General features: G+C 37.2%; 21 protein-coding genes. 12 read left to right on the top strand and 9 right to left on the bottom strand.

Annotation, left to right across the window (positions count from 1 at the left end; translation table 11 throughout):
- Positions 1-34: 34 nt before the first annotated feature.
- On the bottom strand, positions 35-691 hold the full coding sequence (locus tag C511_RS0112560; RefSeq protein ID WP_024997003.1) for an HAD family hydrolase: 657 nt from the start codon (positions 689-691) through the stop codon (positions 35-37).
- Between the two features lie 130 nt (positions 692-821).
- Between C511_RS0112560 and C511_RS16860 the strand changes: the two genes are divergently transcribed.
- The 5 genes from C511_RS16860 to hcp all read left to right on the top strand — a co-directional run bounded on the left by C511_RS16860 (position 822) and on the right by hcp (position 6,176).
- Complete coding sequence (locus C511_RS16860) at positions 822-2,204, top strand: MATE family efflux transporter (protein ID WP_024997002.1); 1,383 nt, start codon at positions 822-824, stop codon at positions 2,202-2,204.
- 62 nt (positions 2,205-2,266) lie between these two features.
- A complete protein-coding gene (locus C511_RS0112550; protein WP_024997001.1) occupies positions 2,267-3,076 on the top strand; it encodes a metallophosphoesterase family protein in 810 nt (269 codons plus the stop codon).
- Positions 3,057-3,695, top strand: coding sequence for a hypothetical protein (locus C511_RS0112545; protein ID WP_024997000.1), 639 nt, complete (start codon positions 3,057-3,059; stop codon positions 3,693-3,695). The genes C511_RS0112550 and C511_RS0112545 overlap by 20 nt, the downstream gene beginning before the upstream one ends.
- Positions 3,696-3,765: 70 nt before the next feature.
- The gene (locus C511_RS0112540) at positions 3,766-4,431 is read left to right on the top strand and encodes a Crp/Fnr family transcriptional regulator (RefSeq protein WP_024996999.1); all 666 of its coding nucleotides are present in this window, start codon (positions 3,766-3,768) and stop codon (positions 4,429-4,431) included.
- A 113-nt stretch (positions 4,432-4,544) separates the two neighbouring features.
- The gene (gene hcp / locus C511_RS0112535; protein WP_024996998.1) at positions 4,545-6,176 is read left to right on the top strand and encodes a hydroxylamine reductase; all 1,632 of its coding nucleotides are present in this window, start codon (positions 4,545-4,547) and stop codon (positions 6,174-6,176) included.
- 120 nt (positions 6,177-6,296) lie between these two features.
- Here hcp and C511_RS0112530 read toward each other — a convergent pair whose 3' ends face one another.
- A complete protein-coding gene (locus C511_RS0112530) occupies positions 6,297-7,487 on the bottom strand; it encodes a uracil-xanthine permease family protein (protein WP_024996997.1) in 1,191 nt (396 codons plus the stop codon).
- A gap of 162 nt (positions 7,488-7,649) precedes the next feature.
- Between C511_RS0112530 and C511_RS0112525 the strand changes: the two genes are divergently transcribed.
- Complete coding sequence (locus C511_RS0112525; RefSeq protein WP_024996996.1) at positions 7,650-9,098, top strand: potassium/proton antiporter; 1,449 nt, start codon at positions 7,650-7,652, stop codon at positions 9,096-9,098.
- Between the two features lie 481 nt (positions 9,099-9,579).
- Complete coding sequence (locus C511_RS16855; RefSeq protein ID WP_081698322.1) at positions 9,580-10,200, top strand: YhcH/YjgK/YiaL family protein; 621 nt, start codon at positions 9,580-9,582, stop codon at positions 10,198-10,200.
- 175 nt (positions 10,201-10,375) lie between these two features.
- Here the strand turns inward: C511_RS16855 and ric are convergent, their stop codons facing one another.
- The 3 genes from ric to C511_RS0112505 all read right to left on the bottom strand — a co-directional run bounded on the left by ric (position 10,376) and on the right by C511_RS0112505 (position 12,412).
- On the bottom strand, positions 10,376-11,098 hold the full coding sequence (ric, locus tag C511_RS0112515) for an iron-sulfur cluster repair di-iron protein (protein WP_027318222.1): 723 nt from the start codon (positions 11,096-11,098) through the stop codon (positions 10,376-10,378).
- Between the two features lie 86 nt (positions 11,099-11,184).
- On the bottom strand, positions 11,185-11,601 hold the full coding sequence (locus C511_RS0112510) for a hypothetical protein (RefSeq protein ID WP_024996994.1): 417 nt from the start codon (positions 11,599-11,601) through the stop codon (positions 11,185-11,187).
- A 37-nt stretch (positions 11,602-11,638) separates the two neighbouring features.
- Positions 11,639-12,412, bottom strand: a complete 774-nt coding sequence (locus C511_RS0112505) for a GNAT family N-acetyltransferase (RefSeq protein ID WP_024996993.1) — start codon at positions 12,410-12,412, stop codon at positions 11,639-11,641.
- Between the two features lie 671 nt (positions 12,413-13,083).
- On the opposite strand from C511_RS0112505, the gene C511_RS0112500 reads away from it, so the two are divergent.
- The 5 genes from C511_RS0112500 (at position 13,084) to C511_RS0112475 (ending at position 19,748) form a co-directional block, all read left to right on the top strand.
- Positions 13,084-14,346 carry a class I SAM-dependent methyltransferase gene (locus tag C511_RS0112500; protein ID WP_211227696.1) on the top strand — a complete coding sequence of 421 codons (1,263 nt, stop codon included), beginning with the start codon at positions 13,084-13,086 and terminating at the stop codon, positions 14,344-14,346.
- Positions 14,343-15,338 carry a hypothetical protein gene (locus C511_RS0112495; protein WP_024996991.1) on the top strand — a complete coding sequence of 332 codons (996 nt, stop codon included), beginning with the start codon at positions 14,343-14,345 and terminating at the stop codon, positions 15,336-15,338. Before C511_RS0112500 ends, C511_RS0112495 begins: the two co-directional genes overlap by 4 nt.
- Positions 15,339-15,342: 4 nt before the next feature.
- Positions 15,343-16,653, top strand: coding sequence for a hypothetical protein (locus C511_RS16850; protein WP_024996990.1), 1,311 nt, complete (start codon positions 15,343-15,345; stop codon positions 16,651-16,653).
- Between the two features lie 4 nt (positions 16,654-16,657).
- The gene (locus C511_RS0112485; RefSeq protein WP_024996989.1) at positions 16,658-17,716 is read left to right on the top strand and encodes a hypothetical protein; all 1,059 of its coding nucleotides are present in this window, start codon (positions 16,658-16,660) and stop codon (positions 17,714-17,716) included.
- Between the two features lie 1,207 nt (positions 17,717-18,923).
- Entirely contained in the window at positions 18,924-19,748 is an 825-nt protein-coding gene (locus tag C511_RS0112475; RefSeq protein ID WP_161625904.1) for a LytTR family DNA-binding domain-containing protein, read from the top strand.
- Here C511_RS0112475 and C511_RS16845 read toward each other — a convergent pair.
- Genes C511_RS16845 through C511_RS17310 form a run of 4 tightly spaced genes read right to left on the bottom strand, consistent with a single transcriptional unit; the run spans position 19,729 to position 23,497 of the window.
- Positions 19,729-20,424 (bottom strand): CPBP family intramembrane glutamic endopeptidase, encoded by a 696-nt coding sequence (locus C511_RS16845; RefSeq protein ID WP_024996987.1) that lies wholly within the window; start codon positions 20,422-20,424, stop codon positions 19,729-19,731. The genes C511_RS0112475 and C511_RS16845 overlap by 20 nt on opposite strands.
- A 17-nt stretch (positions 20,425-20,441) precedes the next feature.
- Entirely contained in the window at positions 20,442-21,563 is a 1,122-nt protein-coding gene (locus C511_RS0112465; protein WP_024996986.1) for an LpxL/LpxP family acyltransferase, read from the bottom strand.
- Positions 21,564-21,566: 3 nt separating this feature from the next.
- The gene (locus tag C511_RS0112460; protein WP_024996985.1) at positions 21,567-22,313 is read right to left on the bottom strand and encodes an alpha/beta fold hydrolase; all 747 of its coding nucleotides are present in this window, start codon (positions 22,311-22,313) and stop codon (positions 21,567-21,569) included.
- Positions 22,310-23,497, bottom strand: a complete 1,188-nt coding sequence (locus C511_RS17310) for a zinc metalloprotease (protein ID WP_027318220.1) — start codon at positions 23,495-23,497, stop codon at positions 22,310-22,312. Before C511_RS17310 ends, C511_RS0112460 begins: the two co-directional genes overlap by 4 nt.
- Positions 23,498-23,809: the final 312 nt, after the last annotated feature.

The following is a 23,809-nucleotide window of genomic DNA, read 5'->3' as shown; positions in this document are numbered from 1 at the left end:
CAGCCTTTAAACATAAATAACAGAAAAATTTCCGTTATTGGTTATGATTGGAATATGAACATAGCATTTGGAAGTCTATTCCTATGAAATCGCTGAGCACATGATGGCATTTGCCAGCAATCGCTTCACGCGGATTGGTGGTTGCCAGTCCGATAACCGTTGCCCCCGACGACATGCCTGCCTGCAGTCCGTGAAAAGAATCTTCGAACACAAACGTATGGGCGGGAACAGCCTCAAACAGCTTCATGCCTAGCAAGAAACATTCGGGATTGGGTTTGGATTCGGTAAACATGTCGGCCGTGATAATGCGGTCGAATCTTTCGGTTAACCGGGGATGAGCCTTATACACATTCGCCATTTTCTTTTCATTGGAGCTGGTCACAACGGCTATTTTAACTCCGTTGGCTTTTAAATCATCCAAGAAAGCTTCCACACCGGGGATGTAATTGAACTGCATATTCGCCTCAAACGTATCCAGATCGATACGGATTTGCTGTTGCACATCGGTCATGCCGGCAAAATGATTGTCGTATATCTGAGTCAGCGTTTGTCCTTTGATTCTGCGACCAAAGTCTTTCTCGCCCAAGTATTGGTAGCCTTGCTCATCCCAGAAGATGGTGTACTGCCCTTCGGTATCCATAATCACTCCATCAAAATCAAACAAAGCAGCTATTATTGTATTTCTATCCATATTATTTACCATTAGAATCTAAAAAAATATAAAATTATTCGGTTATGTGAGGCGCAAAGTTCCGAATAATCATTGGATGAGACAAATATTTGCTACCTTTGGCAACTTAAAAAAACGTAAAAGAAAACGCATGGCGCAAAACAACGACCCGCATACACTTGGTACAGAAAGCATAGGTAAACTACTGCTTCAATACTCTATTCCGGCTATTATTGGTATGACAGTAACCTCTATCTATCATATCATTGACAGCATCTTTATAGGACATGGAGTGGGACCAATGGCCATATCGGGTTTAGCCATCACTTTTCCGTTTATGAACCTGGTTATGGCCTTCTGCACACTGGTTGCCGGAGGCGGTGCTGCTCTTTCATCCATCAGTTTGGGAAGAAAGGACATGAACGGTGCTACCACCATTCTGGGCAATACGCTGATGCTTTGCATCATCAATGCAGTAACCTTCGGAAGCATGGCTTATCTTTTTCTGGATGACATTCTTCTTTTCTTCGGTGCCAGTGAAATAACCCTGCCCTATGCCCGCGATTTCATGAAAGTTATCTTAATAGGTACGCCTATTTCTTATATAATGATTGGGCTCAATAACGTAATGCGTGCCACAGGCTATCCCAAGAAAGCCATGCTTACATCGATGGTAACTGTTTTGGGAAATATTATCCTGGCTCCTATCTTTATATTCTATTTTAAATGGGGTATTCAGGGAGCGGCAACAGCAACCGTCATAGCACAATCAATCGGGATGGTTTGGGTACTGAAGCATTTCACCTGTTCGCAGAGTTATGTGCATCTCACCCGCAACTTCTGGAGAGTTGATTTAGGTATTGTGGGACGGATATTCTCCATCGGCATGGCGCCTTTCCTCATGAATCTGTGCACCTGTGCCATTGTTATTGTTATCAACGTGAGTTTGCAGAAGCACGGCGGCGACATGGCCATAGGTGCCTATGGCATCATCAACCGGCTGATGACTGTTTTTGTGATGACGGTTATGGGACTTACCATGGGACTGCAACCCATTATCGGTTATAACTTCGGTGCCAAAAACATGAAACGGGTAAAGCAGGCACTTCGTTTGGGAATTATAAGCGGGGTATCTATTACCACTACCGGATTTCTGATCTGTGAGCTGTTTCCACACGCAGTTTCGGCCATGTTCACCAACAGCGGCGAATTGATAGGCATGGCATCAGAAGGCATCCGCATCACCATCATGCTTTTCCCCTTTGTGGGCTGCCAGATTGTTATTTCCAACTTCTTTCAAAGCATAGGCAAGGCAAAAGTCAGCATTTTCCTTTCATTATCCCGGCAATTGGTTTACCTGCTTCCTTTCTTACTTATATTACCCAGACAATATGGCGTTACCGGTGTATGGGCAAGTATGCCGGCATCAGACTTCTTCGCCTTTTTCACAGCCGTAATCTGTTTGATCATCTATTTCAAGAAACTATCCCATTCAGACCATTTAAAAGGATTCACAGAACAAACTTTCCATTAAGGTAATTGTTTCAATAGAAATGTAAACTTTATCTTTGCATTTCGTTTTATAAAACAATTTATATGAAGAAGAATAAGACTTTTCTCCTATCCCTCTTCTCCCTACTATTCATGTACGGCTGTGACTTAATTGACTATCATCCTTACGACGTAGACATATCGGGCGAAACGGGTATCAACGCCAAAAACATGGCCAAAATAGAATCCAACTGCAAAGGAAAAACAACCATAAAGTTTGCAGTTATGGGTGATTCGCAACGGTGGTATGACGAGACGGAACAATTCGTGAAACACATTAACCGTCGAAACGATATTGACTTTGTCATTCACGGGGGCGACGTCAGTGACTTTGGTATAACCAAGGAGTTTTTGTGGCAACGTGATATCCTGAACGGTCTCAAATTCCCATACGTAGTTATCATCGGCAATCACGATGTACTGGGAACCGGTGAAGAGGTTTACACCAAAGTGTTTGGTGAAGACAACTTTTCATTCATTGCCGGTAACGTAAAGTTTGTCTGCCTCAACACCAATGCTATTGAGTATGATTATTCGCACCCGGTACCCGACTTCGATTTCATTGAGAACGCACTAGCCGACCGGAAGGATGAATACAGTAAAACGGTTTTCTCCATGCACGTGCGTCCGTTAATCCATGAGTTCAACAACAATGTGGCGAAAGTATTTCATCGGTACGTAAAGGAAGCACCCGGCATACAGTTTTGCACGGCTGCACATGAGCATCACCTCACGGCAGAAGCCATATTTGAAGACGGCATCATGTACTACGGAAGTGACAGCATGAATCATCGCAGTTATTTAGTATTCACCATTAATCCCGAAAGATATGAATATGAAGTGGTTTATTTTTAACCTGTTATTGTTGAGCGGATTAACGGTTGCAACATCTGACTTGCACGCGCAAGAAACCAAATATGACAAACGGATTCATCGCTACCGCAAGCATTGGGAAAACCTGATACCCACTCACCTGAAACTGCAATATGCAGGTAATATGGGAGCCGTTTCCGTAGGAACCGGATGGGATTATGGCAAAAGGAATCAATGGGAAACGGATGTATACTTGGGTTTCTTACCTAAAAATTCGTCGAAAAGAGCCAAGATGACCATGACGCTGAAACAAAACTACATGCCGTGGAGCTGGTCTGTCAACGACAAACTATCCATAGAACCACTGGCATGCGGACTGTACATGAACACCATTTTCGGTGATGAGTTTTGGGCAGAGGAGCCGGAACGTTACCCCAACGGGTATTACGGTTTTTCAACTAAAGTACGCTTTCATGCCTATTTGGGACAGCGATTTACCATTAATATCAATCCGCAACAGAGGCATTCCGCCAAAGAAGTCACTTTCTTCTATGAACTTAGCGCCAGTGATTTATATATAGCGAGTGCTGTCGGTAACAGTTATCTAAAACCGCGAGATTATCTTAGTTTGTCGTTCGGAGTGAAGTTACAGCTATTTTAATTGAAAGGAGGAGGTTTCTGCAAACAAATCAAATGCTGTGTTGTTTGTATGGATATAATAGTTAGATAATATGATTGAACAACTACTGCCTAACCCGCTGTTCCAAAATGTATCGGCCGGCGAGTTACGGAAAAACTTTGAGGGGCTGACGTATAAAGTTAAGAACTATACTAAAGGTGAGATTCTGGCGCACCAGGGTGACGTGTGCAACAAACTGGTTATCCTGACCAAAGGAAGCGTGAGGGGTGAAATGATTGACGAATCGGGACGCCTGATTAAGATAGAAGATATTGCAGCTCCCAGAGCATTGGCACCACTGTTTCTTTTCGGTGCAGCCAACCGTTTTCCGGTTGAGGTAACGGCCAATGAAAACACCGAAGCAATCATCATTCCCAAAGAGAGCGTCATCAAACTCTTTGCACGCAACGAAGTGTTTTTGGAGAACTACATGAATATGTCGGCCAATTACGCACAAACGCTGTCGGAAAAACTCTTCTTCATGTCATTCAAAACCATCCGTCAAAAGCTGGCTTCTTACTTTCTGCGGCTGTCGGCCACTCAGGGAAGCCAGATACTATTAGATCGATCACAACAGGAACTGGCTGATTACTTCGGCATTTCCCGTCCGTCACTGGCACGGGAAGTTTCGCACATGCAAGACGACGGATTGATTAAAGCCGACCGCAAACAGATAACGATTCTGAATAAGGAAAAGCTGAAAATTCTTATCCGATAGAAAAAAAACAGAGCTTGTAACATTGGTTACAGAATTAGGCACATTGACTGCCGTACCTTTGCCATACAAATTAAAAGTAAACGAATTTAATAATCACTTAATACGTAATAATTATGAGTATGTTCTGTTATCAATGTCAGGAAGCCTCAAAAGGAATAGGCTGTACAATCAGCGGAGTATGTGGTAAAACTCCCGAAGTAGCCAATATGCAAGATCTTCTTCTCTTCGTGGTCAGAGGGGTTGCAGTTTACAATCAGGAACTTCGCAAAGAAGGAAAAGCATCTGCCGAAGCCGACAAGTTTGTGTTCGACGGACTGTTTACGACTATCACCAACGCTAACTTTGACAATGCTGCCATCATAGCCAAGATTAAAAGCGGATTGGAACTGAGAAATCGTTTGGCACAGCAAGTAACTATAGCCAATGCACCCGACGAATGTACATGGAATGGTTCGGAAGCCGAATTCGAAGCCAAATCAAAAACCGTAGGTGTATTACGTAACGAAAACGAAGACATCCGCTCACTGAAAGAATTGGTTCATTACGGAATCAAAGGAATGGCCGCTTACGTGGAACATGCTTATAACCTCGATTCAAAAGATCCTGAGATATACAGCTTCATGCAACATGCATTGGCTGAAATTACCCGCAACGACATTTCAGTAGAAGACCTTATTGCCCTGACACTTGAAACAGGCAGGGTTGGTGTGGCAGCTATGGCACAGCTCGATGCAGCCAACACCGGTCACTTCGGTAATCCGGAACTATCAGAAGTAAACATCGGAGTAAGAAACAACCCCGGTATCCTGATTAGCGGTCACGACCTGAAAGACTTGGAAGAACTGTTGCAACAAACAGAAGGCACCGGCATTGACGTTTACACGCACAGCGAAATGCTTCCTGCTCACTACTATCCGCATCTGAAGAAATACAAACACCTGGCCGGTAACTACGGTAACGCCTGGTGGAAACAAAAAGAAGAATTTGAAAGCTTCAACGGCCCTATCCTCTTTACAACCAACTGCATCGTACCTCCTACCTCAAAGGCAACTTACAAAGACCGCATCTACACAACAGGTGCATCGGGCCTCGACGGAGCCATTCACATTGCAGAACGTAAAGATGGTCAGCCCAAAGATTTCTCTGTCATCATTGAGCATGCGAAACGTTGCCAGCCACCGGTAGAAATTGAAAGCGGCACCATCGTAGGCGGGTTTGCCCATGCACAGGTATTGGCCTTGGCCGACAAGGTTGTTGACGCAGTGAAGAGCGGAGCTATCAGCAAGTTCTTTGTGATGGCAGGTTGCGACGGACGCATGAAGAGCCGCAGCTACTACACCGAGTTTGCCGAGAAATTACCTAAAGACACCGTTATTCTGACAGCCGGTTGCGCGAAGTATCGTTATAACAAACTGCCTCTGGGCGACATCAACGGAATTCCACGCGTACTCGACGCCGGTCAGTGCAACGACAGCTACTCATTGGCAGTAATCGCCCTGAAGCTGAAAGAAGTGTTCGGATTGGACGACATCAACGACCTGCCCATTGTGTACAACATTGCGTGGTACGAACAAAAAGCGGTTATCGTCTTGTTGGCATTGCTTTATCTGGGTGTGAAGAAAATACACCTCGGTCCTACTCTGCCCGCATTCCTTTCACCCAACGTAGCCAAAGTATTGGTTGAGAACTTCGGAATTGGCGGCATCAGCACAGCAGATGCAGACATCGCTAAATTCCTTAGCTAAAGAAAAGAAGCAATAGGTTCAGCATAGTTTACCCTAGTGTAAACAGCAGAGAGGGGTGCATGTTTCGTGATGCACCCCTCTTCTGTTTATCCGGTTGGAAAGAATCTATCTCCTTCGAAACTATTTCTGTTCTTCGTGCGGAAGCAATAAATGCAGCACCACACCCACCACGGCAGCCAGTCCGATGCCCGAGAACGAGAAATCACCCCACGTAAACACAGCACCACCAATACCGATGGTCAGCGTCAGTGAGAAGATAATGATGTTACGCGTGCGAGTAAAATCCACACAACTATTTATTAAATTGGCTACACCAGCAGCAGCGATGGTACCAAACAGCAACAACATAATGCCACCCAATACAGCACTCGGAATTGATTTCAGCAAAGCACTCACCTTACCGATAACCGAGAAAATAATACCCGTAAACGCAGCGATACGGATAACCGTAGGGTCAGTGACCTTGGTCAGCGACATAGCCCCGGTTACTTCCGAATAGGTCGTTACGGGAGGGCCACCGAGGAAACCAGCTACAAAACAAGCCAAACCGTCACCCAACAACGTACGGTGCAAACCGGGATCTTTCACAAAATCTTTTCCGGTAACGGTGTTCACTACATACACATCGCCAATGTGCTCAATAACAGGAGCCACAGCTACGGGTATCATAAACAAGATAGGCTCCCATGAAAAAGAAGGAAACTTAAAATCGGGAACGGCAATCCAGGCGGCATCACGGATACCGGTTAAATCGACATCAAAAAAGATTAGAGCTGTAACATAGCCCACAATGATTCCGCAGAAAATAGGAATGATTTTGAGTAACCCTTTGGCTTTAACGGAAACAACAACAGCAGTCAGCAATGATACCAAAGCCAATATCCAGTTTTCACTGGCCATCTTCACACCCGTTCCGGCAAGCGACAAACCAATCAGCATGATGACCGGCCCGATAACTACCGGAGGGAACAAACGATCCAGAAACTTAACGCCCTGCCATTTAACCAGCGCACTCATTAAAAAGTAAACCAATGCAACACCAACCATCCCCGAAAGAGTGCCGGCCAAACCATACAGTTCCGTTGCTTTGATGATGGGTGCTATAAAGGCAAAGCTGCTACCCAAAAAGATGGGGACTTTCCCCTTAGTAACTAAATGAAAGATAAGCGTACCGACACCAGCGGTAAATAAAGCAGTTGAAGGATCTAGTCCTACTAAAAGAGGTACGAGCACAGTAGCCCCAAAAGCCACAAAAAGAAACTGCACTCCCACGATCCCTTTACGCAAAGGAGAAAGGTTGTTTAATTCCATAATTTATATTAAAGAGGTTTTGGGAGTACAAAAGTAATACAATTAACTAATTAAACAATTATTTGGCATAAAAAGGAATAAAAAACTATTTTTTCGTTTGCTCAAAAATGACTACCTTAGCAACGATACTTCCAATTATTAATCTGTTTAAATATACACTATATGCTCTTTTCAGTAGAAAACATGCTTCTCATAGGATCCGTTTTATTAATCATCAGTATCGTTGTAGGAAAAACAGGGTATCGTTTCGGAGTGCCCGCATTGCTGCTATTCCTGTTGGTAGGAATGTTTTTCGGAAGTGACGGTCTGGGGTTACAGTTCAACAACACACATCAGGCTCAGGCCATAGGCATGGTAGCTCTGAGTGTCATCCTTTTCTCGGGCGGTATGGACACCAAAGTAGCCGACATCAAACCCATTATGAGTGCGGGCGTTGTCCTGTCAACGGCAGGCGTGCTGCTCACCGCCTTGTTCACGGGATTGTTTATCTGGATTATATCGGGCATGAGTTTCACCAACATCAGTTTTCCGCTGACCACCTCCCTGCTGCTCGCCGCAACCATGTCGTCAACAGATTCGGCTTCGGTCTTTGCAATACTGCGGTCACAGAAGATGAACCTCAAACACAACCTGCGCCCCATGCTCGAGTTAGAGAGCGGAAGTAACGACCCCATGGCCTACATGCTTACCATTGTGCTTATACAGATTATACTATCGGGCAGCATGAACGCCGGAGAGATTGCCGGTAACCTAGCGGTACAGTTCCTGGTGGGTGGTGCCGGAGGATATATTTTGGGAAAGCTCACCGTTCTTTTTCTGAACAAAATCAACATTGATAACCAGTCTCTTTACGCCATACTGCTATTAGGCTGCGTGTTCTTCACCTTCACCATAACCGACCGCCTGCATGGCAACGGTTACCTGGCGGTTTACATTGCCGGCATGGTGGTTGGCAACAAAAAGATTGTGTTCCGCAAAGAAATAGCCACCTTTATGGACGGCATGTCGTGGCTCTTTCAAATCATCATGTTCCTCACGCTGGGACTGCTGGTTAACCCCCATGAAATGCTCAATGTAGCCCTTGTAGCCATACTTGTCGGTGTGTTCCTGATACTGATAGGACGTCCGCTCAGCGTGTTTCTCTGTCTGCTGCCTTTCCGGAAAATCAACTTCAAGTCGAAGCTGTTTGTCTCCTGGGTGGGACTTCGCGGGGCTGTTCCCATTATCTTTGCCACCTACCCCGTTGTGGCCGGTGTGGAAGGTTCAAACAGCATCTTCAACATCGTTTTCTTCATCACCATAGTTTCGCTCGTTGTGCAAGGCACCAGCATCTCATTCTTTGCACGGCTGCTGCACCTCTCCGCCCCGCTGCCCCAAACAGGCAATGAATTTGGCGTGGAACTGCCCGAAGAAATAGACAGCAGCCTGTCGGACATGACGGTAACGCCCGAGATGATTGAGCAAGCCGACACTTTAAAGGAGATGAATTTACCACAAGGCACGCTGGTTATGATTGTGAAACGAGGCAATGAATTCCTTATTCCCAACGGCAGTTTGAAGTTGCATGTCGGCGATAAACTGTTGCTAATTTCCGAGAAAGAGAAATCATAAAATCAGCTAAAGTGGCACTTTGTGTCCTTGTAGTGTGGCTGTTCTCCTCATAAAAAGTATAAAAAAAAGTATCACCAAGTATCACCAACTCAATAATCAGTTGATATACAAGTGTTTACGGGTGACACTTGCCTTAAAAAAAGCCTCACCAAGTATCACCAAGTATCACCAACTTTTTTGGCATTAATTCCTTACAAGTTTGCTACTATTTATTCTTTATATATAAGATATTTAGTTAGCATGCTTCTGCGATTTATTTTGCAGGTTAGCAATTTTCGTCTCCACCCGGGTGTACACAGTTTGTACACCCCCATGTACACGGTTTGTAGACCCGGGTGTATAATGGCTGTACACCCGGGTCTACAAAAAGATTTGCAACGAGCAGATTTTATTTCTACTTTTGCGTCATTCAAAACACAAGTGCTTCCCACCTGTAGGCGAAGCATTTTTTATATCAAACCCAAATAAACAGAACCTGAAAATGAAGAAAAGTACATGGAAGAGCAAGCTGCTATGCATCAGCATGGCCGTTGCCACCAGTCTGCTTACAAGCAATTTGTATGCAGCCAATAAACCTATCAGCAAGAAAGAAGCCAAACGCTGGTGTGCGAAAAAAGAATGGGCCAACGGGTTTGCACCTGTCCCCTACAAAGGAACCGACTGTGTGGAGTTTGCCACTCAGTACGCCAAAAACAAAGAACTGTGGGATAAGATGTTCAGCTGGATGGCACAAAACGACTTATTGAACATGCCCGAAGGTACCTACCCTATTGATGGCAAAAGATGCTACATTAAAATATCGAACAGTCAAACGCGAGATGCCAGCAAAAGCAAAGTGGAGTCGCACCGCCAGTACATTGATTTGCAATACGTGGCCAAAGGGACGGAACGTTTCGGCATCATCAACCCCAAAGATGCCACACCCGTAACGGAGTATAAGCCCGATGTGATTCATTACACGGCAAAGAAAATAAAGTATGTTGATTCCAAGCCCGATTTCTTTTTTCTCTTCTTCCCCAATGATTACCACCAGGCACTTGTGAAGGCTGAAAAAGAAGAAATAGTAAGGCTGATTGTTGCTAAAATAGAATATATTCCCTAACAACTATTAATCTATGTTATAAAACACCTGTTTCCGCACACGAGACTTGCAAATACCGAAAAAGTGCGTATCTTTGCAATGTGTTTTTCATAGTATTAGATTTAAGGTTAACAAAGGTTGGAGTCAGGCGTGACTCCTTTTTTTTTGCCCATACCCCAGCAGTGGGCTCTCCGGCTTATCTAACCGATTTCTTTTCCAATTCAATGGCACGTGGAAATATGATATTGTTTTCCAGATGAATATGCTCGTGCAAAGCCTTCTCAAAATCATGAAGTTGTTTTAAGATCAGTCGGTAGCTATCACATGCATCAGCAGGTGCAGTATAATGGTTCGTCAACCCATCGATGGTGCGATACCTTTCTCCCTCGTTATCATGCTCAGCCATCATGGCATCAATAGGATAAGCCACGCTTCCGCAATGCATTTCCTCGGCAGGTTGACCGGCTTCAGCAGCTTCAAACAGCTCGAGCACATAAGGGAAAAGCACGTTCTCTTCCTTTTGCAAGTGCATGTTCAGATCAATGAGAGAGCCCTCGAATAATTCTTGAATGGTATAAAGTTCGGGATGACTATCGCCGTGCACGGAAGCAACCTTATCGAGCAGTTGTTTCATTTGCGGACCTTTCTGGCGAATGCCGCGGTGGTGTATTTTCAGCACATAATCAATCAGCAAATCGATGGGCCAAGATGCAAAATCAATACGTGCCCCCTCTTCAACCTGATTGAGTTCATTCAATATCTGGTCAACGCTGACACCTTTAGCGGCACAAGCCTCGGCAAGCGACACATGACCGTTGCAACAAAAATCAATACCGTATTTTGAGAACACTTCTGCAGCAGCAAAGTTTTCGGCTACCAAAGAGCCTACTGATACCTGAGTTGAAATTACTTTTTCCATAATCTATCATTTTAAAATTTGATTTCGTATGGCAAATATACAGGTATAAGCAGGCTCTATTCTGTAACATTCGTTACAATGCCGAACTATTTTTGTTCAGGTGCAGCAGTTTTAAGGGCAGCAATGGTGTAAACAACCTGTGCTTCGGGTGTGGTGGTGATCACTGTTACTGTAAATTTGTTAAAAAGCTCACTGGCACTTTCCTTTTTCACATTCACTGTTGCTGTAGGATTCTTGCACTCAACAACCACAGAAGACAAGATTTCAGCTGTTTTATTCCATAAATACTCCACTTCAACTCTTTTTGAAGAAGAAAGCGTACCCGTAACAGTCAGCGGCGCCCCTGAAATCATAAAACTCTTAGCACCTACAGTGTAAGTCTGGTTGTTCAATACAATCTTTTCAATAGAAATGTCTGAGTTACTCAACATAGCAGGATTTTCCGAATCAGAAGAACAAGACGCCAATAGAATAACAGAGAGGATAAAAAATAATTTTCTCATAAATAAAGTCTGTTAGTAAAAATACATCAAAATATTATTAATAGAATTCGCGTGCAAACTTCGCAAAACGAGATGCAGTACAAATACTCATATCCGTAGTCAGAAACTTTCCCTTATAAAACACCGAAAAAACAGTTGCAGGAGTAGGCGCCTGCTGTGCCTGTTCTTTTGTTTCCAGTTTAATAATGGTAAGCGGTACGTTGTTTTGTTGCGCCAATGCCGACAAAGCATCATTTATATAGTATTCAGTATACGGACAACGATTGGAGTAATAAACCACCAACCCGTTAGTTTCTTCACACTCCCCTTTCAACACGCACGGCTTGAAAGAAGGAAGTTCAGCCCCACTCTTTAACTTCAAAACCAAAAGAGCAAAGCCGTGTGGTAAAGTCTCAACCACCTCAAAACCCTGTTTCAACAGCCACTTGGTGTCACTCATAAAAGGAAGTTTTTTGGTGCCCACCACGGTAACCAGTCCGGCGCAACCCTGCGCACAAGCATCATCCACGACAGATTTCAACAAAGCTTTTGCATGCCCCTTCCCTTTGTACTGACCGGACACCCAAAAGCAATTAATCATTAAATACCCTTTCGCCTCAACGGGCAGCCAGGCATTCTCTGCCGGAACATACTCTATAAAGACCTTGGCCTTTTCGTCCAATCGCCTGAACACATATCCATGTTCCATTTCATTCTTCAGCCACGATTTCTTTTTCTCGTAACCTTCCTTTATTTTCTTGTCAGAGAACCCGCAACAGATGTGTTCCGCATCCAGATTTTGGGCATTTAATGTGATGTACTTTGTTTCCATCGTGTTAGTTGTTGTTTTATAGATTTATAGAATTATTTCTTTTACGGAATTTATAACTATCATCGTACTGCTACTTTCTTAGTTTTCATTTTCTCTACGTCACTTGTTGTGTACTTTGTGTTATGTAACAGAATGCCGGCAAAAGTAGTATTTATTTTATTATTTTTGGGAAGATAGTATAAGAAATTATCCTTTATGTATCTTATTGCACACTAATACGTTAAATGATATAGTAATATAACTATTTCAGAATCATTTTCTTATTTTTGCCTACATAAAAACATTAATAAGTGATATCGAAACTGCAAGAAATTCAATCTAGTGAAAGAAAAATAGGAATCAATCAAGAAAACTTATTTTATATTAATCTTGAAAACAAAAGAACTAATAATCAAACTTACTGTATTGATACACATGTTCTCACTAAATAGAAAGGCAATGCTTATAGCACTTCATCTTTCAATCAAGAAACTAATCAAATATTCAGCTCGTTTATTTATTCAGGAGCGCGAGATATGAGATCATCATCCAATCATGAAGACCAAACACTAAAGCCTAAGAAGAAAGAAAGGAAAAATAAACTTTAGGAATGTTCCTCATCATAAAAAGCTAATTACAAAGGAGGATATCGAATTAATATTCTTATCTTTGCACATATTAAAAATATAAAAATGGATTTTTTACATTCAGAAATAGGTTCTGCTAAAGACAATTTTTATAGCCCAGTACATAATTGGTATAAATTTACTGCTGGATTCTCTTACAAATTTGTTGATTCCATCCTTGATGAAGAAGCAAAAAGTAAGAATCCAATTGTATTTGAGCCATTTGCAGGTTGCGGAACCACACTTGTTTCATCTCAAAAGAAGCAAATTAAAGCGATTGGTAACGAAGGGCAAGAATTCATGTTTGATGTTATTAAGGCTAAACTTAATTGGGATATTGATGAGTTTCAATGCATGGAAAATCTCAAGCAGATTAATAAATATATTAAAGAGCATTTAAGAGGTTTTAATATCGAGCAAGATAGTCATCCGTTATTACAATCATTATATACACCTGAAACTTTAACAATTTTATATCTTATCCGAAATGGATTGAAAGAGGTGGAATCTGAAAAAACAAGATTGTTTTTCAAATTAGCTTTGAGCCAAATAATGCATAAATCAGCGATTCACCCTATTGCAGTTCCTTATATATCAAGAACAAAAAAATTAGCACATGAAGGTCAGCCATGGGAAAAATTTCAGACTACGGTTTCTCAAATGCTTTTGGATATAAATCCATTGAAAGACATTACTTGTTCGTCAGATATTTACCTGCAAGATTCAAGGAAAAGAAATGAACAAATAGAGGAATCTTCATGCAATGTATGTATTACATCACCACCCTATTTGAACAACCTTGATTATGGAGAAGTGTCAAAAGTACATACTCATTTTTTCGATATTACAAACAATTGGAATGACATAACAACAAAAGTCAGACAAAAACTAGTTACTGGGGCAACAACTCATTATAAGGAATCAGAATTTAATCTTGATACATTCAAATATTCAGAATTTGCACAAGGAAATAAGTCCATATTTGCAGATTTATCAGATACCTTTTTTCAAATCAAGAATATAGCGAAAGATAGAAAAGGGAAAAAAAGTTTTGATATTTTAATGATGCACTATTTTGAGGATATGTACAATGTTCTCAAAGAAATAAAGCGAGTTTTGAAACCAAATAGCAAAGCCTATTTAATATTAGGAGATTCTGCACCTTATGGTGTGTACGTTCCAACAACGAAAATACTTGGTGAGATTTCTAAAAGTGTCGGATTTAATGATTATCAGATTTATAAAATTCGATCAAGAGGTACTAAATGGAAGTCATTAAAAAACAGGCACAGCATTGAACTGTCCGAAAATGTTTTAGTTTTAGAATGAGTAAAGATATATGTTTATATAAATCAAAGCGAATAGAATTACCATCTTTGACAGGCGAAGCTCATACCGAACTATTAAAGGGATGGAGTTTGTCTTATGTCTATTTTTTGAGGGAACTGAAAGACGTATTCTTAATTATCGTAAAATATAAAAGCGTAAGCAAGTCCTTGATTTGTAGGAAGTGTAAAGAAGAAAATATACTTCCAGAAGGAATTAATAATGAATGGACTGAAAGGAGTATATTAGAACGGATTAATGCATTAAAAAATTTCGGATTAATTTCCAAAGATGGAGAAGTGATTAATGCAAATATTTTCAATAGCAATTTAGGTTCAGAGTTGACAGATGAAGATAAGAATATATTCAAGTCAATTTTCTTCCAATATTTTCGATTTAGAGAAATTATATCATGGATGATTAATCCCTATGCAGAAAACCGTTTAGAGATAATGTCATCAATAAATGAATTTGAAGTAAAAGAGAAAACAAAAGTTACTTTTCCATTTATAAATGAAGGACGATTTACAAATTCCTTTTTCTTTGAGCTGAAAGATAATGCAGATGTTTTCTATATAAATGATAAAAATTCAGATTTAATGCGTTTCTGGGACGTATTTGTAAAATGGGGTACTACTTTAGATTTACTCGACAGGTTTCAACCTAAATGGGCAGATATTAATGTTCTGCCTAAAGTCAACAGTCTTTCTTGTGTTTATTTTAAAAAAGAAATACAAAAAAATTTCTCGTTAATTGGGTTTATTCATCAGAATTACAAATCAAACTATATTTATATACCTCAATTAATACTCGATATTATAATGCTATACCGATTTCCTATTGACGGAATAAAAAAAATGATAGTTGATCAATGTTTAGAAAATAGAGATAAAGTTAGTATGCAGCGGACATCTGAGATTTTTGTTGAAGAAAAAGAAAAAGTCCTTCTTCCAATGCATAGAAATACATACGTTTCTCACTTATTAATGTTGTAATGTTATGGAACAAAAGAAAATTTTGGAACAAATTTTGAAGGAGACAAATAGTCATGAAGCCGATTCTATTAGTAACTTAGGGCTCAAATTTAACCCGTTTCCTCGCTCTGGAATAGCTGATTCCAATAGTTCAGATGAAGTAATAGAATCACTTCCTCCAATTAACAAAGAAACTATGAGTGAAATAGTCGGATTTGTTAAGGATTCTTTATTCAACAAAAATCCACGAGAAATAGATCCTTACCTGAGTCTTATAATTAGAGGTGATTATGGCACCGGAAAAACGCAAACTTTATTTTTTATTAAGTGGTTACTTGAAAGTTTGAGAGGGGAAAATAAAGTCAATCCCTATGTTGTATATATAGATAATCCAGGATTAAAACTCTCAGAATTAATCGGTTCAATAATCAATGAAATTGGACAAGAAAATTTCAAACGTTATTTATGGGATGTTTTTCTTGCGCATTTGAATAAAAACCAGTCGCTATTAGAACAGTTAAGATCAATTAGCAAGTCTAATCTTTCCACTCTTTTTACTGAAGAGTCTAAACATCTAACCATTAATGAATATGTTAGTTATAAAATATTTATTGATGACTTGTATAAAGGAGTAGATACAAAGAAGAGAAAAGAGGTTCAAGATGCATTAAAGGTAGCTATTGTTAAATGTTTTGAAGAAATTGCGCCAAATACTAGTGTGGCTATCTATTTCTACGATTTAGTTGCAGATAATATTGGTATAAATAAAACATGGGATTTGCTTACAACGGGATCAATAAAGGAAATTGACAAACGAGAGTTTCATATTTTAAAAACAATCGTAGAGATCATAAAAGGATTAGGCTATACAGATTTTATAATCTTAGCTGACGAATTTGAGGAAATAACAGCAGGAAGGCTCCCTAAAACAGAAATAGATAATTATTTAAGAAACTTAAGGACTCTAATTGATAAAGAGAAAAATTGGTGTGCTGTATTTGCTATGACAGGCAAAGCTCTTACAATGATTGAACAATTTTCTCCACCTCTTGCTGACCGTATTAAGGGGCGAATAATTGATTTAAAGCCTTTGAATATAGAAACATCCAAAATTTTAATAACTAATTATCTAAATTTAGCAAGAGATAATAGTATTGAAATATATCCTTTTGATGAATCTGCAATTTCGACTCTTTTGGAATATACAGAAGGCTCTCCGCGCTTATTATTAAAATACTGCTATCTGTTAATACAAAGGACAAAAGACGAAATGCAGGAAAATGTGATTATTAATGCTGATTTTGTTAAGCGATATGTAAAACCTTTAGACAATTAGTATTATGTCAGTATATGTTGATGATAAATTTAGAATTAATATCTTTCTTGATACAAATATTTTAATTGATGTTCTTGATGGAACTTTCACTAATTTAAATCATTCTATCAATTTTCTTATTTCTTCAGATTTTGTTACTCTTAAATCGTCTCACTATGTTATGTTTGAGATGGTAGAGAATAGAAAATGGAATCATTTTGCTAAAGAGGTAGTTAGACATACAGGGACTATTGAATCTGTAAGAAAAAAATACAATTGGAAAATTAATGGTATAAAATATTCAGACCACAAAGAGAATATCCAGCAAAAAGTCCTGATCGAAAAAGAAAAGATAGTAAGGGATTTCACAATTATTTGGGAAGAAAATGTACTACACAATGAATTACTAGCTCCAACATTAGATTTATGCTTAGAATCCACTATCTCAAGGGAGGATAGCTTGGTGCTACTTTCAAGTGTATTCCCTAAAGAAAGGCAAAAAGAAGAGCAGGTTTTATTAATGAGTAGAGATAAAGAATTTAATAAAAGTTGCAACGAAATTGACATTAAAAGTATATTTTCTAAACACGACATATATGTTCCTGAGATGATAAAAACAGGCTGTCTTTTTTGTAATAAATACCCTAAACAAATAAACCTCAATGCTTCTAATCAACATACGAAGAGTGAAATAGAACAGTTTTGGAAACAGAAAATTATCGAAACCATTGTTAACAAAAACAAAGAATCTTTCCTTGGATATACTTATTCATTCAAACTAGTAGCCGGAAAAGACTGTGTATTTTTCAAATTAGCTAAAAAGACATTTTTACATAACAATATTGGCTTAATAATTATTGGAAAGGATTTGGACTTTATCTATTCTACCTACGTCATTTCTGATTTTTGGAATAATGAAAAAATAGACAATTATCCCTTAGTTGATGATAATAACGAGTTACCTATTTCTTTTAAGCCATACGACAAAGATGACAAGGGAAATATGATAGAATTTCAAAATCTAAATTTGCTATCAAAAATGAGAGAAAAGGGGAATCTTGTATTTGTTAATGACGATTTGTAAAGCGTTTACTTCTTGTGATAGTTTATATATCCCTAGTTTTGCAGATACAGAGAATAAGGTTTATCTTTGCCCTCTATATTCTCCATGAACAAACTACCGCAAAAGCAAGTTGCAAATTAGTAGGAAAATTCATAGGGTATGCTTAAAACTAAAAATATAAAGTTTTAAATATCAGCATGGCAACTCTGTAATGAAAATTACATAAAAAATTATTTAAAGAAAATTGCAAGTAAAGACACTATCCAATATATTGTGTAAACTATAGCTCGAGGTTTTAGATTCAATTATCTTTGAAAATAAAAAGATGGATAGTGTTATTTCAAAACGAGAAAAACCTTGTCAGCACACACCCGCAAAATCAATCTGCCACTCTTGCCCCGGAGCATAAGTGTTGTGATAGACATACTGGTGATGTTTACGGTAATCAATCAGATGCTTCTTGAATTGTGTGTATTGGTAGCCATCCGGATATTGGGAAATGTCTTCCCAAAATGATTGGATCCTAACATACAGGCGGTTGAGCTCTGAAAGATACCCTGCTAACTGAAGGTTCTGTGTGCTTTTACATCCGTCCGCTTGGGGGACAGAGGATGCGGGTTAAGAATGGCGGCAATATCGAAGTCACTCAGGCGTAGAAGCCCATCGTAAGAAAGATCTGTTTGAGACACCAGATGCTTGTAGTTGTGGACAGTGCGCTTACTCATATGGAGCTCTGAACAACGGAAGTTCAGCGAATGCCCACAGTTAAGAAGTTTAAGCATGCGTTTTAGTTTTAACATCGTAATTTTACATTTGTCATAATATTGTAATATAGTGTTTTTTAATGCAATATTACGAGATTTATTAATGAGAAAATTATAAACGAAAAAGCGGTATCCATTTGAGCGCTACAGGTGGTATCCTTTGGTCAATCTAATCAATTTACTGAATCAGTATTCAGAAATTCGAATATTTTGTTTACCTTTGTAATGAATTGGAATTAGTTTACGCTACTTGTTTGAGGTGATATCTTTTATACAATTTACATTTGTATGAATTCGTAAAAATAAAATGGGTAATTTTCAAGAAAAACAAGAAAATGCGAAGCCTCATGTTGTATTAATGATACGGCACAGGTCTATAGGACAAACAAAGTATTGGCTGCTATCGGCAGAGCGATTAATCAATTATAACCATAATGCAACTTAATTTTGAACAATTACTTAAAATGAAAGACATTAGATACCTTCAAAGGAAGTACCCATTTGTAAAGCATAAGATTGATTCAATACTTTTAATAAGTATTGGAATATCTATGATCTTATATATTTTCCAACCTTTTAGTTTTGATTTATATCAAGGGAATAAAATAGAAGCATCTTTGGGATTTGGGTTTGTAACATTTATATGTCTATTCGTATTCAATTATGCCATAAAGAAGAAAATTGCTAAAACGCTAAAAAAATGGACTATATTAAGTGAAATTATGTATATTATAGGCTTAGTTCTATCCATTACGATTCTAAACTATATATATTTTTCAATAATATTAATGAATTTCTCATTTAATATTATTATATTATTGTATGTGTCATATTTTACTTTTTTTATTGGTTCAATTCCTGCAATTATATTAGTCCTTATAAAATATAACCGTTTTTTAAATGGACAATTAAATTCTTTGGTTGATAAAAAAGATGAAGATTATGAATTAGATTTAACAATAATCAATCATTTAACAAAAGAAAAAGATTTAACAATAAAACTCAATGATTTCATCTTTGCGGAAGCTGATAAGAATAATGTTACAGTTTGCTACCTAGAAGGTGAAGAATTAAAGAATAAAAGTATCAGAGCAACAATTTCACAAGTTCAGGATGATTTGAGTCACCCAAACTTGTTTCGTTGCCATAGATCATATATTGTAAACCTTAATAAGATCGAGTCCGCAAAGGGAAACTCAAATGGTTATCAAATAAAACTTAAACACTACAGGAAAGAACTTCCTGTATCGAGGAAATATGCTGATGAGTTTAAGTCGTATATTTATTAATTTTTTTTATATACCAAATACCAAACCAGCACAAAATACTAATTATTATTAGAAATATTTTTATTATATCCATTTGAATGACAGAGAGAATATTTATTATAGCATGAAAACAGCCACATACAATTATAGATTTAGTATTAATCGCTATTTGCCCTATTCCCCAAGAACCCAAAAATAATATCAATAAGAACAATGCATTACTTTGGCATACGCTAAAATTTAAGTGCCATATAAACCACATAATTGTTATTATTGATACTCTCCTTAAAGTAGGCAAGTTTATTAATTCGCTTTGTAGATAGCCTCTCCAACCAAACTCTTCACAATAAGCATAAAGTAAACAGGTTATTAGAATAAGGGTATTAGAAAACGTAGCATTTTTTGTAAATAAATCATATAGAAAAAACAAACAAATTGGAATGGATACAGACAAAAGTGTTCTCTTCATAGAAAGGCCAAAACTAGAATATTCTATCTTCCTTTTAAATAAAATAATAACGAATAAAGCTCCTATCAAAGGCCCGATTCCTGTTAAAATTACATATAAAAGGCTATCCGTGATCGAACCTAAAAATGGTGGTCTATAAATCCCAAAAACATAACGTAGCCCGATTGCAATCAAAAAATAGAAAGTAATCACACCTATTTTTATCAAAATTTGTTTTTTAACTTCCATATGTATTCTATATTAAGTCAATAACCTACAATTATTCCATTATTATATAACTGTTTTAACACCTTGAGATCAACAGTACTTTCATTAAGACGATTACCTGAAAATAAAATATCATACAACTCTTTAGTTAATTTTACAATCTTATATGTCAATTTATTAATAACAAAATAAGAATCTTGAATAATAAATAATCCAGAATAATCATTTAGCTTGTATGGTATATTGGGAGTAAAATCGCCTACATGAGTAATAACCGTTTTTTGCGGTAAGACTAATTTGTGTATATGAAACCAGCCTTGCCATTGGCTGTAGTGTTTCAAAATCATACCTTCCAGGTTCATAAATAACTGCTGCATAGTATATTGGGTATATTCTTGGACATTTAAAAAATTGCTAGGATTGATAGAATCAAAAAGTACCCAATTAGGTTCATAGTCTTCACTATAATATGAGATGAGTGGAACTATTGGACATTTAGAATAAAAAGATAAGTAAGCAAGGCTCTGCCTTACTGAAATTTTCTCATTAAAGAAGTTTACAACAACATTACTGCTTGTGTTATTATTTTCAAATCCTGAACTCCAATCAATATAAGTAAGAATTGAGTAATTTTTATTTATCCTGTCCATCAATTCTATAATCGTATTCTTATTATTGGATGCTAATATTTTTAAATTTGTTGTCGACGTAGGAAATATTTCTTTAGCAAGACTAAAATGAGCTCCTAAGGATTTTTCCAAATCTTCCATTGGGTAAATAGAAGAATCTATGACAATGACAATATTTATATTATTTTTTACCATAGGTAGGATAGCAGTTCGAAATGCACCCAAATGATAAGAAATATAAATTGTAGGCAAATCCTTACTAAATTTATCAGGGGAAAGATTTGCAAAGAAATTATTTAAATCAAATGTTTTAAAATACTCAGGAATATTTTCAAGTATTTTCAGTTTCAATAAATTTTGGTAGATATTTTTATGATCACTAGCACTGATATCAGGCATGAATTTTAGAAGGTTTGCAGATAATATGTGATAACTTTTAAGTTCATTCTTTTCGAACGTAGAGGCTAATTTATCAACGGCATATTTTCTTGCAACCTCCACAATCTGAGTTCTTATTTCATTCTTATTCATATTCTAATTATTTAGGAACCCCAGGATATTCTCAGACAAAAGTTTTCCGTCAAGTATATGAGAAGACTCAGGAAGTTTTTTAATTTCTATTTTGGGTAATAATTTGCTAATCTCTGACACGGAATTAATCTTTAACATTCGATCATTCTCTCCATAAATATATAGCGCGGGGATGTCTAAAACTGGAAAGTCTATTTTATCAATAATCGACATCTGCTTTAATTGTTGTGCTATCGCAGCTGAAGAACATGGGGAGAATTTAAGATTTGCAAATAGCTTTATATAGAATAAGTTATTTTTATTTATAAAAAATGGGTCATAAGATAATATTGTAAGAAATCTACAAAACAGTAATTCATCCATTGAAATCGCATGATAAAGAATTTTATTAATTTCTTTATCATAGAATGTCAATTTATTTTGTGATGAAATTAAGATTACTGAACGCAAGTTGGCATAGGATTCTTTCAGCAACTCCTGTACAACCATTCCACCATAACTATACCCACAAAAAACAAACGGTTTATCCAAATGAATTAATAACTCATTTCGAACCATCTCTGATGTGTCATGCAATGTATTTTGATTAACGAAATCAGAACTAAAGCCAGGATAATCAAATAATATAATTTCATACTTATCATATAGCTCCGCAGGAATTAATGAGCTCCAAAAGTCCTTATTAGTACCCATCGGATTAAAAAATATTATCGCTTCCAACTTATCTCCTCCTTTTCTATATATATTCATTTTGAAAACTGTCTACGTAAAAAATAAAAAATAGCAATACTATATTTCTTTATAATTATGAATACAAGTACTAAAATTGCTATTTTTTTAAGTACTTCAATTACTGTAATATAATTAAATTCCATATATCCAATATTCGTTATAAAGATTGCTGATTTAAAAAGCGAATGAATAACAAACATAAATACTGTAAGGACTACTAAAAACACAAAAAAAAGGCGTAGTAAAGTAAAAACGAATAAGAAATATTCCTGTCTTAAGGATTTCTTTAATACATTATTATGTTGAAAAGGGCTCTTTTTTACGAATAATTTTAGGAATTTATTATTAGACTCTTTCAACAAATTAGGTATTTCAACAAAATCTGATAATATCCAATATCCATCAAATTTGAAAAATGGAATAAGATTAAGGAGAATAATTGAATTATTAACAATCAATAGTTTATTTATAACCCCAAGTATGAACGTATTATCCAATATATTTAATATTGCAAACAAAATTAAGTTAACCAACATTTGAGTAGTTATTCCTCCTAAATTTATTTTTGTTTTTGCGCTTTTTGATAATATCCACGCATCTGTCAAATTCACGTACATCATAGGCATAAAAAAGTATAATCCAAATCCTATCCCTTGCGGCTTAAGTTTTTCCACTGATGAAGCAGCTATATGTCCCAACTCGTGAATCAGCAAAATAAAAAAAAGTAAGATATAGGTGATTACAATTTGCAAAATTTCGTTGTTTGCAGGTATAGCATTAATTAAACGAATATTAGATATATACAATATTATATTTGAAACCGAGAATAAAATAAATATGTATATGAATAATTTTCCAAATAATGGCTTCAAAGATCGAGAAAAATAAGATGCATATTTAGAGGATAATAATTGCCCAGTCCACCAATAGTTCTTCATGAAAGGGATATCCGCTCTTTCTTTCTCACTATTAAATATGGGAAGGATATTATTATTTATAATGTCTGATAATTGTTTACTTGTAATGTTATTATCTGGTAAATTTTTTAGCACTTCTTCAATTGTACCAAATTTCTTTGAATTTGACAATATATAATATATGCTCTTACCGATTTTATAATACTTAGACTTATAGCATAATAGATAAGCATTATTATCTTGAATTAATGTTTGGTATTCGTATTTTTGCAAAATATTTTCCATAATGTTTTATTTTAAAGGTTAGGAGTCTTATCTCCTAACCTTATAAGTTTAACAATACTGTATCAGTTACAGAATCACGACTTTGTCTATGGATATGGATGCTTCCTGAGCAGCAACAACGGGTTCGAATCTTTCTTCCAATTCGATAATGTTCAATTCTTCTAACATAATTTTAAATTTTAAGAGTTTGAAAATAATTTGATAATTACAGGAGCACAACAGTGTCGATAGATATGGATGCTTCCTGAGCAGCTACAACGGGTTCGAATCTTTCTTCCAATTCGACAATGTTCAATTCTTCTAACATAATTT

Source organism: Bacteroides graminisolvens DSM 19988 = JCM 15093 (assembly GCF_000428125.1).
GTDB classification, from domain to species: domain Bacteria; phylum Bacteroidota; class Bacteroidia; order Bacteroidales; family Bacteroidaceae; genus Bacteroides; species Bacteroides graminisolvens.
Note: the sequence above shows the minus strand (reverse complement) of the source record. Positions and strands in the feature narration are given on the sequence as shown.

Excerpts from the sequence above, each read along its gene's own strand:
- C511_RS0112560 (WP_024997003.1), bottom strand. The coding sequence starts at position 691 with ATGGATAGAAATACAATAATAGCTGCTTTGTTTGATTTTGATGGAGTG.
- C511_RS16860 (WP_024997002.1), top strand. The coding sequence starts at position 822 with ATGGCGCAAAACAACGACCCGCATACACTTGGTACAGAAAGCATAGGT.
- C511_RS0112550 (WP_024997001.1), top strand. The coding sequence starts at position 2,267 with ATGAAGAAGAATAAGACTTTTCTCCTATCCCTCTTCTCCCTACTATTC.
- C511_RS0112545 (WP_024997000.1), top strand. The coding sequence starts at position 3,057 with ATGAAGTGGTTTATTTTTAACCTGTTATTGTTGAGCGGATTAACGGTT.
- C511_RS0112540 (WP_024996999.1), top strand. The coding sequence starts at position 3,766 with ATGATTGAACAACTACTGCCTAACCCGCTGTTCCAAAATGTATCGGCC.
- hcp (WP_024996998.1), top strand. The coding sequence starts at position 4,545 with ATGAGTATGTTCTGTTATCAATGTCAGGAAGCCTCAAAAGGAATAGGC.
- C511_RS0112530 (WP_024996997.1), bottom strand. The coding sequence starts at position 7,487 with ATGGAATTAAACAACCTTTCTCCTTTGCGTAAAGGGATCGTGGGAGTG.
- C511_RS0112525 (WP_024996996.1), top strand. The coding sequence starts at position 7,650 with ATGCTCTTTTCAGTAGAAAACATGCTTCTCATAGGATCCGTTTTATTA.
- C511_RS16855 (WP_081698322.1), top strand. The coding sequence starts at position 9,580 with ATGAAGAAAAGTACATGGAAGAGCAAGCTGCTATGCATCAGCATGGCC.
- ric (WP_027318222.1), bottom strand. The coding sequence starts at position 11,098 with ATGGAAAAAGTAATTTCAACTCAGGTATCAGTAGGCTCTTTGGTAGCC.
- C511_RS0112510 (WP_024996994.1), bottom strand. The coding sequence starts at position 11,601 with ATGAGAAAATTATTTTTTATCCTCTCTGTTATTCTATTGGCGTCTTGT.
- C511_RS0112505 (WP_024996993.1), bottom strand. The coding sequence starts at position 12,412 with ATGGAAACAAAGTACATCACATTAAATGCCCAAAATCTGGATGCGGAA.
- C511_RS0112500 (WP_211227696.1), top strand. The coding sequence starts at position 13,084 with ATGGATTTTTTACATTCAGAAATAGGTTCTGCTAAAGACAATTTTTAT.
- C511_RS0112495 (WP_024996991.1), top strand. The coding sequence starts at position 14,343 with ATGAGTAAAGATATATGTTTATATAAATCAAAGCGAATAGAATTACCA.
- C511_RS16850 (WP_024996990.1), top strand. The coding sequence starts at position 15,343 with ATGGAACAAAAGAAAATTTTGGAACAAATTTTGAAGGAGACAAATAGT.
- C511_RS0112485 (WP_024996989.1), top strand. The coding sequence starts at position 16,658 with ATGTCAGTATATGTTGATGATAAATTTAGAATTAATATCTTTCTTGAT.
- C511_RS0112475 (WP_161625904.1), top strand. The coding sequence starts at position 18,924 with ATGAAAGACATTAGATACCTTCAAAGGAAGTACCCATTTGTAAAGCAT.
- C511_RS16845 (WP_024996987.1), bottom strand. The coding sequence starts at position 20,424 with ATGGAAGTTAAAAAACAAATTTTGATAAAAATAGGTGTGATTACTTTC.
- C511_RS0112465 (WP_024996986.1), bottom strand. The coding sequence starts at position 21,563 with ATGAATAAGAATGAAATAAGAACTCAGATTGTGGAGGTTGCAAGAAAA.
- C511_RS0112460 (WP_024996985.1), bottom strand. The coding sequence starts at position 22,313 with ATGAATATATATAGAAAAGGAGGAGATAAGTTGGAAGCGATAATATTT.
- C511_RS17310 (WP_027318220.1), bottom strand. The coding sequence starts at position 23,497 with ATGGAAAATATTTTGCAAAAATACGAATACCAAACATTAATTCAAGAT.